We start from the raw sequence: 15867 nt of genomic DNA on the forward strand, positions 1-15867 counted from the left end.
CCCGGCGTCCACGGGGTGTCAGTGCCGTGGTGTCCAATGGATCCCGTGCCCGCACTGGAAGAACCACTGAAGAAGGTGCTCGGCCCCGCCACCGCGAAGGTGATGGCCGAGCACCTCGGCCTGCACACCGTCGGCGACCTCCTCCACCACTACCCCCGCCGGTACGAGGAGCGGGGCCAGCTCACCCACCTCGCCGACCTCCCCATGGACGAGCACGTCACGGTGGTCGCCCAGGTCGCCGAGGCCCGCCTGCACACCTTCGCCTCCGCCAAGGCCCCCCGCGGCAAGGGCCAGCGCCTGGAAGTGACCATCACGGACGGCAGCGGCCGGCTCCGGCTGGTCTTCTTCGGCGCCGGTGTCCACAAGCCCCACAAGGAACTCCTGCCGGGCACCCGCGCGATGTTCGCGGGCAAGGTGTCCGTCTTCAACCGCCGCCTCCAGCTCGCCCACCCCGCCTACGAGTTGCTGCACGGCGACGGCGACGGCGCGGCGGAGACGGTCGAGTCCTGGGCCGGCGCCCTCATCCCGATCTACCCCGCCACGGCCAAGCTGGAGTCCTGGAAGATCGGCAAGGCGCTCCAGACGGTCCTGCCCAGCGCCCAGGAGGCCGTCGATCCGCTCCCCGACTCCCTGCGCGACGGCCGTGGACTGGTCTCCCTCCCCGAGGCCCTGCTGAAGATCCACCGCCCGCACACCAAGGCGGACATCGAGGACGCCCGCGCCCGCCTCAAGTGGGACGAGGCCTTCGTCCTCCAGGTCGCCCTCGCCCGCCGCCGGCACGCCGACGCCCAACTGCCCGCCGTCGCCCGCAGACCGAAGCCGGACGGTCTCCTCGCCGCCTTCGACGACCGCCTCCCCTTCACGCTCACCGAGGGCCAGCAGAAGGTCTCCGGGGAGATCTTCGCCGACCTCGCCACCGAGCACCCGATGCACCGGCTGCTGCAGGGCGAGGTCGGCAGCGGGAAGACGATGGTCGCCCTGCGCGCCATGCTCGCCGTCGTCGACGCCGGGGGACAGGCGGCGATGCTGGCGCCCACCGAGGTGCTCGCCCAGCAGCACCACCGTTCGGTCACCGAGATGATGGGAGAGCTCGCCGAGGGAGGGATGCTCGGGGGAGCGGAGAACGCCACCAAGGTGGTGCTGCTCACCGGTTCCATGGGCGCGGCCGCGCGGCGCCAGGCCCTGCTGGACCTGGCCACCGGCGAGGCCGGCATCGTCATCGGCACCCACGCGCTGATCGAGGACAAGGTGCAGTTCCACGACCTGGGCCTGGTCGTGGTCGACGAACAGCACCGGTTCGGCGTGGAGCAGCGCGACGCCCTGCGCGGCAAGGGCAAGCAGCCGCCGCACCTGCTCGTCATGACCGCCACGCCCATTCCGCGCACGGTCGCCATGACCGTCTTCGGCGACCTGGAGACCTCCGTCCTGGACCAGCTCCCGGCCGGGCGTTCGCCGATCGCCAGCCATGTCGTCCCCGCCGCGGACAAACCCCACTTCCTCGCCCGTGCCTGGGAGCGGGTGCGCGAGGAGGTGGCGAACGGCCACCAGGCGTACGTGGTCTGCCCGCGCATCGGCGACGAGGAGGAGGACCCGAGGAAGGCCGGCCGGAGGAAACCGGCGTCCCCCGAGGACGAGGCCGAGAAGCGTCCGCCCCTCGCCGTCCTCGACATCGCCGACCAGCTCGCGAAGGGCCCGCTGCAGGGCCTGCGGGTCGAGGTCCTGCACGGCAGGATGCAGCCCGACGACAAGGACGCCGTGATGCGCCGCTTCGCGGCCGGCGAGACCGACGTCCTGGTCGCCACGACCGTCATCGAGGTCGGCGTCAACGTCCCGAACGCCACCGTGATGGTGATCATGGACGCCGACCGCTTCGGCGTCTCCCAGCTCCACCAGCTGCGCGGCCGCGTCGGCCGCGGCTCGGCCCCCGGCCTGTGCCTGCTGGTCACCGAGATGCCCGAGGCGAGCGCGGCCCGGCAGCGGCTGAACGCGGTGGCCTCCACCCTCGACGGCTTCGAGCTCTCCCGGATCGACCTCGAGCAGCGCCGCGAGGGCGATGTGCTGGGCCAGGCCCAGTCCGGCACCCGGTCCAGCCTGCGCATGCTCGCGGTCATCGACGACGAGGAGGTGATCGCCGAGGCCCGCCGGGAGGCCGCCGCGGTCGTCGCCGCCGACCCGGAGCTGGAGCGCCTGCCGGCCCTGCGCACGGCACTGGACGCCCTCCTGGACGAGGAGAGGGAGCAGTACCTGGAGAAGGGCTGAGGAGGCCGGCCTCGAAGGCGCGGGACCCCCACCGCGGCGGACCCGCAGCCGCCACGGCGGCGCGACCGCCCCGCTCCGCCTGCCAGACTGGACGCGTAACCGCCTCCGCGAACCGCGGACAACCGTGAACAAGGACCCGAGATGACCCGCGTGATCGCCGGCGCGGCCGGCGGACGCCGCCTGGCCGTTCCGCCGGGCAACGGCACCCGTCCCACCTCCGACCGCGCGCGCGAGGGCCTGTTCTCCACCTGGCAGGCGCTGCTCGGCGGCCCGCTGGACGGCGAACGCGTCCTCGACCTGTACGCCGGGTCCGGCGCCGTCGGCCTGGAGGCACTGTCCCGGGGCGCCGGCCACACCCTGCTCGTCGAGGCCGACGCCAGGGCCGTGCGCACGGTCCGGGACAACGTCAGGTCGCTCGGACTCCCCGGCGCCGAGGTCCGACCGGGCAAAGCGGAACAGATCGTCCGTACGGCGCCGCCGGACGAGCCGTACGACATCGTGTTCCTGGACCCCCCCTACGCCGTCTCGGACGACGATCTTCGCGAGATTCTGCTCACACTCCGCTCGGAGGGCTGGCTCGCGGAGGACGCCCTCGTCACCGTGGAGCGCAGCACCAGAGGCGGGGAATTCAGGTGGCCGCCCGGCTTCGACGCGATCCGGGCCCGCCGCTACGGCGAGGGAACGTTTTGGTACGGTCGCGCCGCCTCTACGTGCGAAGACGCACGATGACCGGACCGGAGAGCGAGGGATCACAAGTGCGCCGCGCCGTATGCCCCGGGTCGTTCGACCCGATCACCAACGGACACCTCGACATCATCGCCCGAGCCTCCAGGCTGTACGACGAGGTCTACGTCGCGGTGATGATCAACCAGTCCAAGAAGGGCCTGTTCGAGATCGAGGAGCGGATCGACCTGATCCGCCGGGTCACCGCCGAGTACGGGAACGTGCGCGTCGAGGCCTTCCACGGCCTCCTCGTCGACTTCTGCAAGCAGCGTGACATCCCCGCCATCGTCAAGGGCCTGCGCGCCGTCAGCGACTTCGACTACGAGCTGCAGATGGCCCAGATGAACAACGGCCTCTCGGGCGTGGAGACCCTCTTCGTCCCCACCAACCCCACCTACAGCTTCCTGTCCTCCTCGCTCGTCAAGGAGGTCGCGGCCTGGGGCGGCGACGTCTCCCACCTGGTGCCGGCGGAGGTCCTGGCGGCCCTCACCGAGCGCCTGCGCAAGGACTGAGGACGACGCGCCGACGACGCCCGGGAACACTCCGGCGGCCGGCGAACCGCCGGCCGGTGTCCCCCGCCCGCCCCGGGGCCGTACAGTCGTCCCGTCCGTCTCCAACACAGCTGTAGAGAGTGGCGAGCACACGGTGGACGTGCAGAAGAAGCTCGACGAGATCGTCGCCGCGGTCTCCAGTGCCCGGTCGATGCCCATGTCGGCCTCGTGCGTGGTCAACCGCGCCGAACTGCTCTCGATGCTCGACGAGGTGCGCGCGGCGCTGCCCGACTCCCTCGCCCAGGCCCGGGAACTCATCGGCGACCGCGAGCAGCTGGTCGAGGAGGCCCGCCGGGAGGCCGAGCGGATCATCGAGAGCGCCCACGCCGAGCGCGGCTCCCTGATCGCCGGCACCGAGGTCGCCCGCCGCTCCCAGGCCGAGGCCGACCGCATCCTCGCCGAGGCCCGCAAGGAGGCCGAGGAGATCCGCGCCGAGGCCGACGACTACGTCGACTCCAAGCTCGCCAACTTCGAGGTCGTCCTCACCAAGACCCTCGGTTCGGTCGGCCGCGGCCGCGAGAAGCTGCTCGGCACCGGCCCCGGCCTCGACGAGCAGGGCTACGAGGACGAGGACGCCCCCGAGCGCAGCCACGACCCGGAGACCCTGCGCCGGACCGCCGACGAGTACGTCGACGTCAAGCTCGGCGCCTTCGAGGCGGTCCTCGCCAAGACCCTGGAGGCGGTCGGCCGGGGCCGCCAGAAGCTGCACGGCCGGATCGCCACCGACGACCTCGGCGCCCTCGCCGACGACCCCACGACCGTGCAGCACTCCAGCGACGCCGACTACCTCGCCGACCTCGCGTCGATCGCGGACACCCCGGCCCCGCCGGCCCACCAGCCGCCGCAGGCCCCCCAGCAGCCGGACTACGCCCCCCAGCAGCCGGACTACGCCCCGCAGCAGCCGGCGTACGGCTACCCGCAGCAGGACCGGCAGCCGGAGCCGTACGGCGGCTACCCGCAGCAGTACGGCGACGGGCAGGACGCCTACGGCTACCCGCAGGCCGACCCGTACGCCGCCTACCAGGGCTACGACGCCCCGCAGCAGCCGGCGTACGACCCCGGTCAGGCCCAGCAGGGCTACGTCCCGCAGCAGGACCGGCCCGCCCTCGACGAGACCAGCCTCTTCGACACGAGCATGATCAGCGCCGAGCAGCTCCGGGCCTACGAGCAGGGCCGCGGCAACGGCTGACCGCCGAAGCCGCCCGTCACGGGAGGCCGGATTGGGCCGAGAGCGAAAGGTCCAGTATCCTGGCTCTTCGGTCGTGCGTATGTCCGCGATCACCGCTGTCCGGACACGGGAAGTGTCCGGGGCCAGCGTTTCCCCGAGTTCCGAAGACCGAAAGCAGAGATGGCTCCGAACGCCCGCCTCGACCACCGCAACCCCCTCGTGCTCGACACGCACGAGCTGGGTCGGCGGCCCGGTGCGCTGCAGCGCCTGACCCGCACGGTCGACGCTCCCCAGGACCTCGGTATCAAGGAGGTCGTCGGAGTGCCGGAAGGCGCCCCGGTGGAACTCGACCTCCGGCTCGAGTCCGTCATGGAAGGTGTGCTCGTCACAGGCACCGCCCGTGCGACGGCCGAGGGGGAGTGCGTAAGGTGTCTGGAGCCGCTCGAGCTGGAGCTCGAAGCGGACTTCCAGGAGATGTTCTCGTACCCTGACGCCGACGACCGGGGCCGCGTGATCGCGGAACCGGGCGACGACGCCGAGGACGACGAGGACAGGCTCTTTGTCGAGGACGGTCTGATCGACCTCGAACCTGTGCTGCGTGATGCGGTGGTGCTCGCACTGCCGATGCAGCCGGTGTGCCAGGAAGACTGCCCGGGTCTGTGCTCCGAGTGCGGAGCGCGGCTCGCTGACGACCCGGACCACCACCACGACGCCGTCGACATCCGTTGGGCGGCATTGCAGGGACTCGCCGACACCATGAAGGACGGCGAGAAGGACGAGATGGGCGGCGCCGAACCGGGCGTCGACGAGAAGCAGGAGAAGTAGCCGTGGCTGTTCCGAAGCGGAAGATGTCGCGCAGCAACACGCGCCACCGCCGGTCGCAGTGGAAGGCTGCGGTCCCCACCCTGGTTGCGTGCGAGCGCTGCCACGAGCCCAAGCAGCAGCACATCGCGTGCCCGTCTTGCGGCACCTACAACAAGCGCCAGGTCCTCGAGGTCTGAGCGGCTGGTGAGAGGCACTGTGTCCACGCCGAAGAAGAACTCAGCGGACAACCAGGCCTCGTCCCACACGCTTCTGGAAGGGCGGCTCGGCTACAAGGTCGAGTCCGCCCTTCTGGTACGCGCGCTGACCCACCGTTCCTACGCGTACGAGAACGGCGGTCTGCCGACGAACGAGCGGCTGGAGTTCCTCGGGGACTCCGTGCTCGGCCTCGTCGTCACGGACACGCTGTACCGCACCCACCCCGATCTGCCCGAGGGCCAGTTGGCCAAGTTGCGGGCCGCGGTGGTCAACTCGCGTGCGCTGGCGGAGGTGGGCCGCGGCCTCGACCTGGGCTCCTTCATCCGGCTCGGCCGCGGTGAAGAGGGCACGGGCGGCCGGGACAAGGCGTCCATCCTCGCCGACACCCTCGAAGCGGTGATCGGCGCGGTCTACCTCGACCAGGGCCTCGACGCGGCCTCCGAACTGGTGCACCGCCTGTTCGACCCCCTGATCGAGAAGTCCTCCAACCTCGGTGCCGGCCTGGACTGGAAGACCAGTCTCCAGGAGCTCACCGCGACCGAAGGACTCGGTGTCCCCGAGTACCTGGTCACGGAGACCGGCCCCGACCACGAGAAGACCTTCACTGCTGCCGCCCGCGTCGGAGGCGTCTCGTACGGCACCGGCACCGGCCGCAGCAAGAAGGAGGCGGAGCAGCAGGCCGCCGAGTCCGCCTGGCGCGCCATCAAGGGCGCGGCGGACGAGCGAGCCAAGGCGGCGGCCGAGGCCGAGGAGGCCGTCCAGGCCGCCGAGGCACGAGCCGTCGGCCGGAGCGCCGACACCCCGTCGGCCTCCGCCTGACGAACAGCGTGTCCCGAGCGCCCGTCCCGACCCGGGGCGGGCGCTCGGTGCTCGTACACCGCCCCTGGGAGGGGGAACCATGCCCGAGCTGCCCGAAGTCGAGGTCGTACGGCGCGGACTCGAGCGGTGGGTCGCCCACCGCACCGTCGCCGAGGCCGAGGTCCTGCACCCGCGCGCGGTGCGCCGCCACCTCGCCGGCGCCGACGACTTCGCGCACCGCCTCAAGGGCCACCGCATCGGCACCCCCAGCCGCCGCGGCAAGTACCTGTGGCTGCCGCTGGAGGACACGGACCAGTCGATCCTGGCCCACCTCGGCATGAGCGGCCAGCTCCTCGTCCAGCCGCACGACGCACCGGACGAGAAGCACCTGCGCATCCGGGTCCGCTTCACGGAGACGCAGGAACCAGCCGCTGACGCGGCGGGGCCCACCGAACTCCGCTTCGTCGACCAGCGCACCTTCGGCGGCCTGTCGCTGCACGACAACACCCCCGACGGCCTGCCGGACGTCATCGCCCACATCGCCCGCGATCCGCTCGACCCGCTCTTCGACGACGAGGCCTTCCACCGCGCGCTGCGCCGCAAGCGCACCACCATCAAGCGGGCCCTGCTCGACCAGTCACTGATCAGCGGAGTCGGCAACATCTACGCGGACGAGGCGCTGTGGCGCGCCCGCATCCACTACGAACGCCCGACGGCCGGCTTCACCCGTCCGCGCAGCCTGCTCCTGCTGGGACACGTCCGGGACGTCATGAACGCGGCCCTCACGGCCGGCGGCACCAGCTTCGACAGCCTGTACGTGAACGTCAACGGCGAGTCGGGCTACTTCGACCGGTCCCTGGACGCCTACGGCCGCGAGGGACTGCCCTGCCGCCGCTGCGGCACGCCGATGCGCAGGCGGCCGTGGATGAACCGGTCCAGCTACTTCTGCCCGAGGTGTCAGCGGGCGCCGCGCGCGGCGTCGTAACGCTCACGTGCCTCGAGCACGGTGTCCATGCTGTCCTCCACGCAGCGGATGAGGGACAGCAGGCGCTGCGCGACCTCGCGGCCCAGCGGGGTGAGTTCGTAGTCCACGCGGGGCGGGTTGGTGAGCTGTGCCTCGCGGTGCACCAGGCCGTCGCGCTCCAGCGCGTGCAGCGTCTGGGACAGCATCTTCTCGCTCACGCCGTCGACCCGGCGGCGCAGCTCGTTGAACCGGAGCGAGCCCTCGGACAGCGCGCCGAGCGTCAGCGCGCCCCAGCGCCCGGTCACGTGCTCCAGGGTGCTGCGGGAGGGGCAGGCCCTGGCGAACACGTTGAAGGGCAGATCCTGCTCCTCCGGGCGCGGCTGCGTGGTCGTCATGGTCCGAGCCTACGTCAGAGCAGCGCTGACCGACAGGCAGCGCTAACTCCTGTTCAGCGTCACCTGCCGGTCCTCCCGGAGAAGGGGGCGGCTAGTAGCCGAAGTTCTGGGTCCACCACGGGCCGCCCGGCCCGAAGTGGACGCCCACGCCCAGTGTCCTGAAGTCGCAGTTCAGTATGTTCGCCTTGTGGCCGGGGCTGTCCATCCAGGCCTGCATGACGGCCTCGGCGTCGGCCTGGCCGCGGGCTATGTTCTCGCCGCCGAGGCCGCTGACGCCGGCCGCCTGGGCCCGGTCCCACGGGGTGTCGCCGTCGGGGTCCGTGTGGTCGAAGAAGCCCCGCTGGGCCATGTCCTCGCTGAACGCGGTGGCCAGATCCGTCAGCGCACTGTTCGCGGCGACGGGGCTGCAGCCCGCCTTGGCCCGTTCCTCGTTGACCAGCTTGAGGACCTGGGCCCCGGCGGCGGCCTCCGCCGACGTGGCCACCGGGGCGCCCGGCTTCTTCTCCGGCTTCGGTTCGGCCTTGCGGGACGGAGTCCTCTCCTGCTCCTCGCTCGGGGTCGCCGCGGGCTGCTTCTTCTCCGGTGCCTTCTTCTCCGGCGTCTTCGTCGGGGCGGTCGAGGCGGAGGCCGATGCCGACGGCTCGGGGGAGGCGGAGCGCCCGGCGTCGCGGCTCGCCGGGGCACCGGCGTCACGGCTCGGGGTCTCGGCGCTGCCGGACGTGCCGCCCTGCTCGCTGGGCAGGTTGGTCGCCACGTCCCCGGCCTGCACCTTGTCACCGGGGGTGCGGTCGCCGCCGAGCTTGTAGTTCTCGAGGCCGGGCACCGCGCCCGTGGCCACCGCGACCGTGCCGAGGGCCACCGCGGCGGAGACGCCGAGCAGACCGGTGCGGACCGGCGTGGCGGCCTTCTTCTTGCGGCGCCGGTGCCCGTCCGCGCGCCGGGCGCCCCCGCCGGGGGTGAGGCCGTCGTCCGGGAAGCGGTCGTCGGGGAAACGGCCGTCGGGGAAGGAGCCGCTGGTGGAGCCGGCCGCGAAACCGTCGCCCGAGAAGTCGTGACCGGGCAGGACCGCGGTCTCGAAGGCCCCGGACCCGTCGTCCGTCCCGAAGAGGTAGGCCTGGCTCTTCGCGTACGTCCCGGCGTACGCCTCGGGGTTCAGGTACGGCGCGATGCCCATGGTGGGCTGGCCGTCCGTACGGGCGCTCAGCGGGCTTCGGCCCCCGCCGTGGGACCCGTCGTGAGTGACCCCCGTGGCGCGGCCCGTGGCGGCGCGGCCGGCGGCGGAGCGTCGGTGGCGTCCCATGTCCTGGCCTTCCTCGTCCTTGTGGTCGACTCGTACTCGCGACCTGACGCGACATCCATGATCAACACGAAACTCACACGATCGAGTGAGTTTCATATGAGATTCATGGGTGGGGACGGTACCGCATGCACTCCGGGGAGGGAGTGCCTCGAGTGACATTGACCGGTTAGGTTGCCGTCATGAGCGACGATGTGCGACTGGTCGCCTGGGTGCGGGGACGCGTCCAGGGTGTGGGTTTCCGCTGGTTCACGCGGGCCAAGGCCCTGGAGATCGGCGGCCTGAGCGGCTTTGCCCTCAATCTGGGCGACGGCCGGGTCCAGGTGGTCGCCGAGGGCTCCCGCGAACGCTGCGAGGGGCTGCTCGAGTGGCTCCAGGCCGGCGACACGCCCGGACGCGTGGACGGTGTCACCGAGATCTGGGACACACCGCGCGGCGGCTACGAGGGGTTCGCCGTCCGCTGATCCCGCCGCTCCCCGGGGCTCCCGCGGGTGCCGTCCGGCGCCCGCCGCGGGCCTCCGTCGGGGAAAACGTCCAGGTGATTGCCAACAACGGCTTGTCGTGGGAGGCTCCACCCGCGAAGATGATCGCCCAGCCCCCGAGGACCCGCAGGTCTCGCGGCGCCGCCGTTCCCGGCCGTGCGCGCCCGGTTGTCCGCCGATACGGGGCGTGATCGTGTTGACCGTCAAACTTTTTGGTGAGACGCTGAAAGCCCCGCGCACCTTAGCTGTTTGGCATGGCTGAACGGCAGCACAACTCCAGGCCTGCCAAGCACCGCGGGTGCGAATCCCTCACGACCCACACCGCATCGGTCGGTCACTCAGTGTGGAGGACCATCCATCATGGCAAAGGCGCTTCTCGGTTACGTCGGCGGCTCCGACCCTCGACTCCTCGCCGAGATGCGACGGCTCCAGCAGCGCGTCCAGGACCTGGAATCCGAGCTCGTACGGATCCAGGCGGAGAACGAAGCGCTGACGGCTGCCGCTTCTCACGACAGGAGCATGGAGAGCGTTGACGCACACCAGGCGGAGCCTGCGCTCACCTGATCACTGCACCGCTCCACAACAGCACAGCAGTGGTCGGGCCCGCCCGTCACCACCGCCGAGCAGTCAGAATGGCAAGGGACGCCCCGGCGTCCCTTCTTTCTTGCCTCCGCGTCCTCGCCCCCGCGCACGCGTCCGGTGTCCGCGCCCCCTACCCGGCGCTCCTTGTCCCGCGCATCCTTTCACCGTCTTCAACGTCTGGTGTGCCCTGTGCGTTCACCGGCGAAACCGCGCGTTCATGGAGTGAGACCCCACCGGCGGGTAGAGTCCGACGGCGTGCACCTCAAGGCCCTGACCCTCCGCGGCTTCAAGTCGTTCGCCTCGGCCACCACGCTCCGGTTCGAGCCGGGCATCACCTGCGTCGTGGGGCCGAACGGCTCGGGCAAGTCCAACGTCGTGGACGCGCTCAGCTGGGTCATGGGCGAGCAGGGCGCCAAGTCGCTGCGCGGCGGCAAGATGGAGGACGTCATCTTCGCCGGCACCACCGGCCGCCCGCCGCTCGGCCGCGCCGAGGTGTCGCTGACCATCGACAACTCCGACGGGGCGCTGCCCATCGAGTACTCCGAGGTCACCATCACGCGGATCATGTTCCGCAACGGCGGCAGCGAGTACCAGATCAACGGCGACACCTGCCGTCTCCTCGACATCCAGGAACTGCTCTCCGACTCCGGCATCGGCCGCGAGATGCACGTCATCGTCGGCCAGGGCCAGCTCGACTCCGTGCTGCACGCCGACCCGATGGGCCGCCGCGCCTTCATCGAGGAGGCCGCCGGCGTCCTCAAGCACCGCAAGCGCAAGGAGAAGGCGCTGCGCAAGCTGGACGCGATGCAGGCCAACCTCGCGCGCGTGCAGGACCTCACCGACGAGCTCAGGAGGCAGCTCAAGCCGCTCGGCCGCCAGGCGGCGGTCGCCCGCAGGGCCGCCGTCATCCAGGCCGACCTGCGCGACGCCCGGCTGCGCCTGCTCGCCGACGACCTCGTACGGCTGCGCGAGGCCCTCGACGCCGAGGTCGCCGACGAGGCCGCACTGAAGGAGCGCAAGGAGGCGGCCGAACGGGAACTGGGGAAGGCCCTCCGGCGCGAGGCCCTGCTGGAGGACGAGGTGCGCCGGCTCGTCCCGCGGCTGCAGAACGCCCAGCAGACCTGGTACGAGCTCTCCCAGCTCGCCGAGCGGGTGCGCGGCACGGTCTCGCTGGCCGACGCGCGCGTGAAGAGCGCCACCTCCGCACCTCCCGAGGAGCGGCGCGGCCGCGACCCCGAGGACATGGAGCGCGAGGCCGCCCGCATCCGCGAACAGGAGGCCGAGCTGGAGGCGGCCCTGGAGGCGGCCGAGCGCGCCCTGGAGGACACGGTCGCCCACCGGGCCGAACTGGAGCGCGAACTGGCCCAGGAGGAACGGCGGCTGAAGGACGCCGCCCGCGCCCTCGCCGACCGGCGCGAAGGACTCGCCCGGCTCAAGGGCCAGGTGGGCGCCGCCCGTTCGCGCGCCGCCGCCGCCCAGTCCGAGATCGAGCGCCTGACCGCCGCCCGCGACGAGGCCCGGGAGCGGGCCGTCGCCGCCCAGGAGGAGTACGAGGCGCTCAAGGCCGAGGTCGACGGCCTCGACGCCGACGACGCGGAACTCGCCGAGCGGCACGAGACGGCCAAGCGCCGGCTGGCCGAGGCGGAGAGCGCCCTGAGCGCCGCCCGGGAGGCGGCCGGCGCGGCCGAGCGCGAGCGCGCCGCGACCCGGGCCCGCCACGAGGCCCTCGCCCTGGGGCTGCGCCGCAAGGACGGCACCGGGGCGCTGCTCGCGGCCGAGGACCGGCTCACCGGACTGCTGGGGCCGGCCGCCGAACTCCTCACCGTGGCGCCCGGCCACGAGGTCGCCCTGGCCGCCGCCTTCGGCGCCGCCGCCGACGCCCTCGCGGTGACGTCCCCGTCGGACGCCGCCGACGCCATCCGCCTGCTGCGCAAGCAGGACGCCGGCCGGGCCGCCCTGCTGCTCGCCGGCGCCCCCGACGACGTACCGGAGCAGCCGCGGGCCGACGGGCCGCCGTACGCCGCCGATCTGGTGCGCGGGCCCGCAGCCCTGCTGCCCGCCGTACGGCGGCTGCTGCGCGGGATCGTCGTCGTGGGCACCCTGGAGGACGCCGAGGACCTGGTCCGCGCCCGGCCCGACCTGACCGCCGTCACCGCCGAGGGCGATCTGCTGGGAGCGCACTTCGCCCAGGGCGGGTCCGCCGGGGCGCCCAGCCTGCTGGAGGTGCAGGCGTCCGTGGACGAGGCCGCCGCCGAGCTGGAGGAGCTGGCCGTGCGGTGCGAGGAACTGGCCGGGGCGCAGGCCGTGGCGGCCGGGCGGCGCACGGAGTGCGCGGCCCTCGTCGAGGAACTGGGGGAGCGGCGCCGGGCCGCCGACCGGGAGAAGTCCGCCGTCGCCCAGCGGCTCGGGCGGCTCGCCGGGCAGGCGCGCGGCGCCGCCGGGGAGGCCGAGCGGGCCGACGCCGCCGCGGCCCGGGCCCAGGAAGCCCTCGACACGGCGCTCGCCGAGGTCGAGGAACTCGCCGAACGGCTCGCCGTCGCGGAGGAGAGTGCCCCCTTCGGGGAGGGAGGGGCGGAGGAGCCCGACACCTCCGTGCGCGACCGGCTCGCCGCCGACGGCGCCAACGCCCGCCAGACCGAGATGGAGGCCCGTCTCCAGGTCCGCACCCACGAGGAACGGGTCAAGGGGCTCGCCGGGCGGGCCGACTCCCTGGACCGGGCCGCCCGCGCGGAACGCGAGGCACGCGCGCGTGCCGAGCAGCGGCGGGCCCGGCTGCGGCACGAGGCGGCCGTCGCCGCGGCCGTGGCCTCCGGCGCCCGGCAGCTGCTGGCGCACGTCGAGGTCTCCCTCGCCCGCGCCGACGAGGAGCGCACCGCCGCCGAGGCCGCCAAGGCCCACCGCGAGCAGGAACTCGCCCGTGCCCGGACCGAGGGCCGCGATCTCAAGGCGGAACTCGACAAGTTGACGGATTCGGTCCACCGGGGCGAGGTACTCGGCGCCGAGAAGCGGCTGCGGATCGAGCAGCTGGAGACCAAGGCGCTGGAGGAACTGGGTGTCGAACCGGCCGGGCTGGTGGCGGAGTACGGTCCGCACCAGCTGGTGCCGCCCTCGCCCCCCGCCGAGGGCGAACAGCTGCCGGAGGACCCGGAGCACCCGCGCAACAGGCCCCGCCCCTTCGTGCGGGCCGAGCAGGAGAAGCGCCTGAAGGCCGCCGAGCGCGCGTACCAGCAGCTCGGCAAGGTGAACCCGCTCGCCCTGGAGGAGTTCGCGGCGCTGGAGGAACGCCACCAGTTCCTCGGCGAGCAGCTGGAGGACCTGAAGAAGACCCGCGCGGACCTGCTCCAGGTCGTCAAGGAGGTCGACGAACGGGTCGAGCAGGTCTTCGCCGAGGCCTACCGGGACACGGCCCGCGAGTTCGAGGGCGTCTTCTCCCGCCTGTTCCCGGGCGGTGAGGGGCGCCTGGTGCTGACCGACCCCGACAACATGCTCACCACGGGCGTGGACGTCGAGGCGCGTCCGCCGGGCAAGAAGGTCAAGCGGTTGTCGCTGCTCTCGGGAGGGGAGCGGTCGCTGACCGCCGTGGCCCTGCTCGTGTCGATCTTCAAGGCGCGGCCCAGCCCGTTCTACGTGATGGACGAGGTCGAGGCCGCCCTCGACGACACCAACCTCCAGCGGCTGATCCGGATCATGCAGGAGCTGCAGGAGGCCTCGCAGCTGATCGTGATCACGCACCAGAAGCGCACCATGGAGGTCGCCGACGCGCTCTACGGCGTCTCCATGCAGGGCGACGGCGTGTCCAAGGTCATCAGCCAGCGTCTGCGCTAGAGCGCCACAAAATCTTCAAGTTCTGAACGTTCTTCACCTCGGCACGTCTTCAAACTCACAAGCGCAAGCCTATTGACTTCAAAAGTTGAAGACATAGTCTCTGCAATGTTGTTTTTACCTTCAGGTACCTTCAGCTGGACCTCGAAGGGCTGACCCCCATCCGGCGACGTTGCCGGTGGCCCGAGGAGTACACGTGACCAGCACCACGCAGGCACAGAAGTCAGGAGCCGGGACGGCTCATCCCGAACATCTCGGGCACGTCATCTTCATCGCGGCGGCGGCCGCCATGGGCGGTTTCCTCTTCGGCTACGACAGCTCCGTGATCAACGGCGCCGTCGAGGCCATCCGTGACCGCTACGACATCGGCTCCGCCGCCCTCGCGCAGGTCATCGCCATCGCCCTGATCGGCTGCGCCATCGGCGCCGCGACCGCCGGCCGCATAGCCGACCGCATCGGCCGCATCCGCTGCATGCAGATCGCCGCGGTCCTGTTCACCGTCAGCGCCGTCGGCTCCGCGCTGCCCTTCTCCCTGTACGACCTCGCCTTCTGGCGGGTCGTCGGGGGCTTCGCCATCGGCATGGCCTCGGTCATCGGCCCGGCCTACATCGCCGAGGTCGCCCCGCCCGCCTACCGCGGCCGGCTCGGCTCCTTCCAGCAGGCCGCGATCGTCGTCGGCATCGCCGTCTCGCAGCTGGTCAACTGGGGCATCCTGAACGCCGCCGACGGCGACCAGCGCGGCGAGCTGCTGGGCCTGGAGGCCTGGCAGCTCATGCTCGGCGTGATGGTCGTCCCCGCCGTCCTCTACGGCCTGCTCTCCTTCGCCATCCCCGAGTCCCCGCGCTACCTGATCTCCGTCGGCAAGCACGAGCGCGCCCGGCAGATCCTCGAAGAGGTCGAGGGCAAGGACGTCGACCTGACCGCCCGCGTCACCGAGATCGAGTCGGCGATGCACCGCGAGGAGAAGTCCAGCTTCAAGGACCTGCTCGGCGGCAGCTTCTTCTTCAAGCCGATCGTCTGGATCGGCATCGGCCTGTCGGTGTTCCAGCAGTTCGTCGGCATCAACGTCGCGTTCTACTACTCCTCGACGCTGTGGCAGTCGGTCGGCGTCGACCCGACGGACTCGTTCTTCTACTCCTTCACCACGTCGATCATCAACATCGTCGGCACCGTCATCGCGATGATCTTCGTCGACCGCATCGGCCGCAAGCCGCTCGCGATCATCGGCTCCGTCGGCATGGTGATCGGCCTCGCGCTGGAGGCCTGGGCGTTCTCCTTCGACCTCGTCGGCGGCAAGCTCCCCGAGACCCAGGGCTGGGTCGCCCTGGTCGCCGCCCACGTCTTCGTCCTCTTCTTCGCCCTGTCCTGGGGCGTGGTCGTCTGGGTCATGCTCGGCGAGATGTTCCCCAACCGGATCCGCGCCGCCGCCCTGGGCGTGGCCGCCGCCGCGCAGTGGATCGCCAACTGGGCCATCACCGCGAGCTTCCCGTCGCTGGCCGACTGGAACCTGTCCGTCACCTACGTGATCTACACGGTGTTCGCCGCGCTCTCCGTCCCGTTCGTCCTCAAGTTCGTGAAGGAGACGAAGGGCAAGGCGCTGGAGGAGATGGGCTGACCCGCCTCCCCCCGTCGGACGGGCCCGTCCCGTCCCGCGAACCCGGGGAGAAGGGTTCACGTCCCCGCTGCCCCTCTCCTCGTACCCCCCACCACCGCCCCGGCCCGGTTCCCCCGGACCGGGGCGGTGCCCTGTGCGCGACGCCGTGCGCGGGGGAACCAGCCGCCGTGCGCGGGGAGTCGGCCGGCCGC

General features: G+C 71.9%; 14 protein-coding genes. 12 read left to right on the forward strand and 2 right to left on the reverse strand.

Translation table 11 applies throughout. The annotated features are described in order from the left end of the window. Positions 1–36 precede the first annotated feature (36 nt). The 8 genes from recG to mutM all read left to right on the forward strand — a co-directional run bounded on the left by recG (position 37) and on the right by mutM (position 7504). Entirely contained in the window at positions 37–2259 is a 2223-nt protein-coding gene (gene recG, locus FHS37_RS31340; RefSeq protein WP_184827464.1) for an ATP-dependent DNA helicase RecG, read from the forward strand. Positions 2260–2400: 141 nt separating this feature from the next. Continuing rightward, on the forward strand, positions 2401–2988 hold the full coding sequence (rsmD, locus tag FHS37_RS31345) for a 16S rRNA (guanine(966)-N(2))-methyltransferase RsmD (protein ID WP_184827466.1): 588 nt from the start codon (positions 2401–2403) through the stop codon (positions 2986–2988). A 26-nt stretch (positions 2989–3014) separates the two neighbouring features. Further along, on the forward strand, positions 3015–3494 hold the full coding sequence (gene coaD, locus FHS37_RS31350; protein WP_159539033.1) for a pantetheine-phosphate adenylyltransferase: 480 nt from the start codon (positions 3015–3017) through the stop codon (positions 3492–3494). 133 nt (positions 3495–3627) lie between these two features. Then, the gene (locus tag FHS37_RS31355; RefSeq protein ID WP_184827468.1) at positions 3628–4722 is read left to right on the forward strand and encodes a cell division initiation protein; all 1095 of its coding nucleotides are present in this window, start codon (positions 3628–3630) and stop codon (positions 4720–4722) included. Between the two features lie 159 nt (positions 4723–4881). Beyond that, on the forward strand, positions 4882–5526 hold the full coding sequence (locus tag FHS37_RS31360) for a YceD family protein (protein ID WP_184827470.1): 645 nt from the start codon (positions 4882–4884) through the stop codon (positions 5524–5526). Positions 5527–5528: 2 nt separating this feature from the next. Then, the gene (gene rpmF / locus FHS37_RS31365; protein WP_003951102.1) at positions 5529–5702 is read left to right on the forward strand and encodes a 50S ribosomal protein L32; all 174 of its coding nucleotides are present in this window, start codon (positions 5529–5531) and stop codon (positions 5700–5702) included. 19 nt (positions 5703–5721) lie between these two features. Beyond that, positions 5722–6540 carry a ribonuclease III gene (gene rnc, locus FHS37_RS31370; RefSeq protein WP_184827626.1) on the forward strand — a complete coding sequence of 273 codons (819 nt, stop codon included), beginning with the start codon at positions 5722–5724 and terminating at the stop codon, positions 6538–6540. Between the two features lie 79 nt (positions 6541–6619). Further along, a complete protein-coding gene (gene mutM / locus FHS37_RS31375) occupies positions 6620–7504 on the forward strand; it encodes a bifunctional DNA-formamidopyrimidine glycosylase/DNA-(apurinic or apyrimidinic site) lyase (RefSeq protein WP_184827472.1) in 885 nt (294 codons plus the stop codon). On the opposite strand, the gene FHS37_RS31380 is transcribed toward mutM, so the two are convergent. Then, complete coding sequence (locus FHS37_RS31380; RefSeq protein WP_184827474.1) at positions 7477–7878, reverse strand: winged helix-turn-helix transcriptional regulator; 402 nt, start codon at positions 7876–7878, stop codon at positions 7477–7479. The genes mutM and FHS37_RS31380 overlap by 28 nt on opposite strands. A 91-nt stretch (positions 7879–7969) precedes the next feature. Then, positions 7970–9178: a CAP domain-containing protein gene (locus FHS37_RS31385; RefSeq protein WP_184827476.1), complete on the reverse strand. Its 1209-nt coding sequence runs from the start codon at positions 9176–9178 to the stop codon at positions 7970–7972. A 179-nt stretch (positions 9179–9357) separates the two neighbouring features. Between FHS37_RS31385 and FHS37_RS31390 the strand changes: the two genes are divergently transcribed. From FHS37_RS31390 to FHS37_RS31405, 4 genes are all read left to right on the forward strand, one after another. Further along, positions 9358–9639 (forward strand): acylphosphatase, encoded by a 282-nt coding sequence (locus FHS37_RS31390; protein ID WP_184827478.1) that lies wholly within the window; start codon positions 9358–9360, stop codon positions 9637–9639. 378 nt (positions 9640–10017) lie between these two features. Next, a complete protein-coding gene (locus FHS37_RS31395) occupies positions 10018–10221 on the forward strand; it encodes a hypothetical protein (RefSeq protein ID WP_184827480.1) in 204 nt (67 codons plus the stop codon). 273 nt (positions 10222–10494) lie between these two features. Beyond that, on the forward strand, positions 10495–14064 hold the full coding sequence (gene smc / locus FHS37_RS31400; RefSeq protein ID WP_184827482.1) for a chromosome segregation protein SMC: 3570 nt from the start codon (positions 10495–10497) through the stop codon (positions 14062–14064). 193 nt (positions 14065–14257) lie between these two features. Beyond that, complete coding sequence (locus FHS37_RS31405; RefSeq protein ID WP_184827484.1) at positions 14258–15676, forward strand: sugar porter family MFS transporter; 1419 nt, start codon at positions 14258–14260, stop codon at positions 15674–15676. The last annotated feature ends 191 nt before the right edge of the window (positions 15677–15867 follow it).

It is taken from the genome of Streptomyces griseomycini (assembly GCF_014203535.1).
GTDB classification, from domain to species: Bacteria; Actinomycetota; Actinomycetes; order Streptomycetales; family Streptomycetaceae; genus Streptomyces; species Streptomyces griseomycini.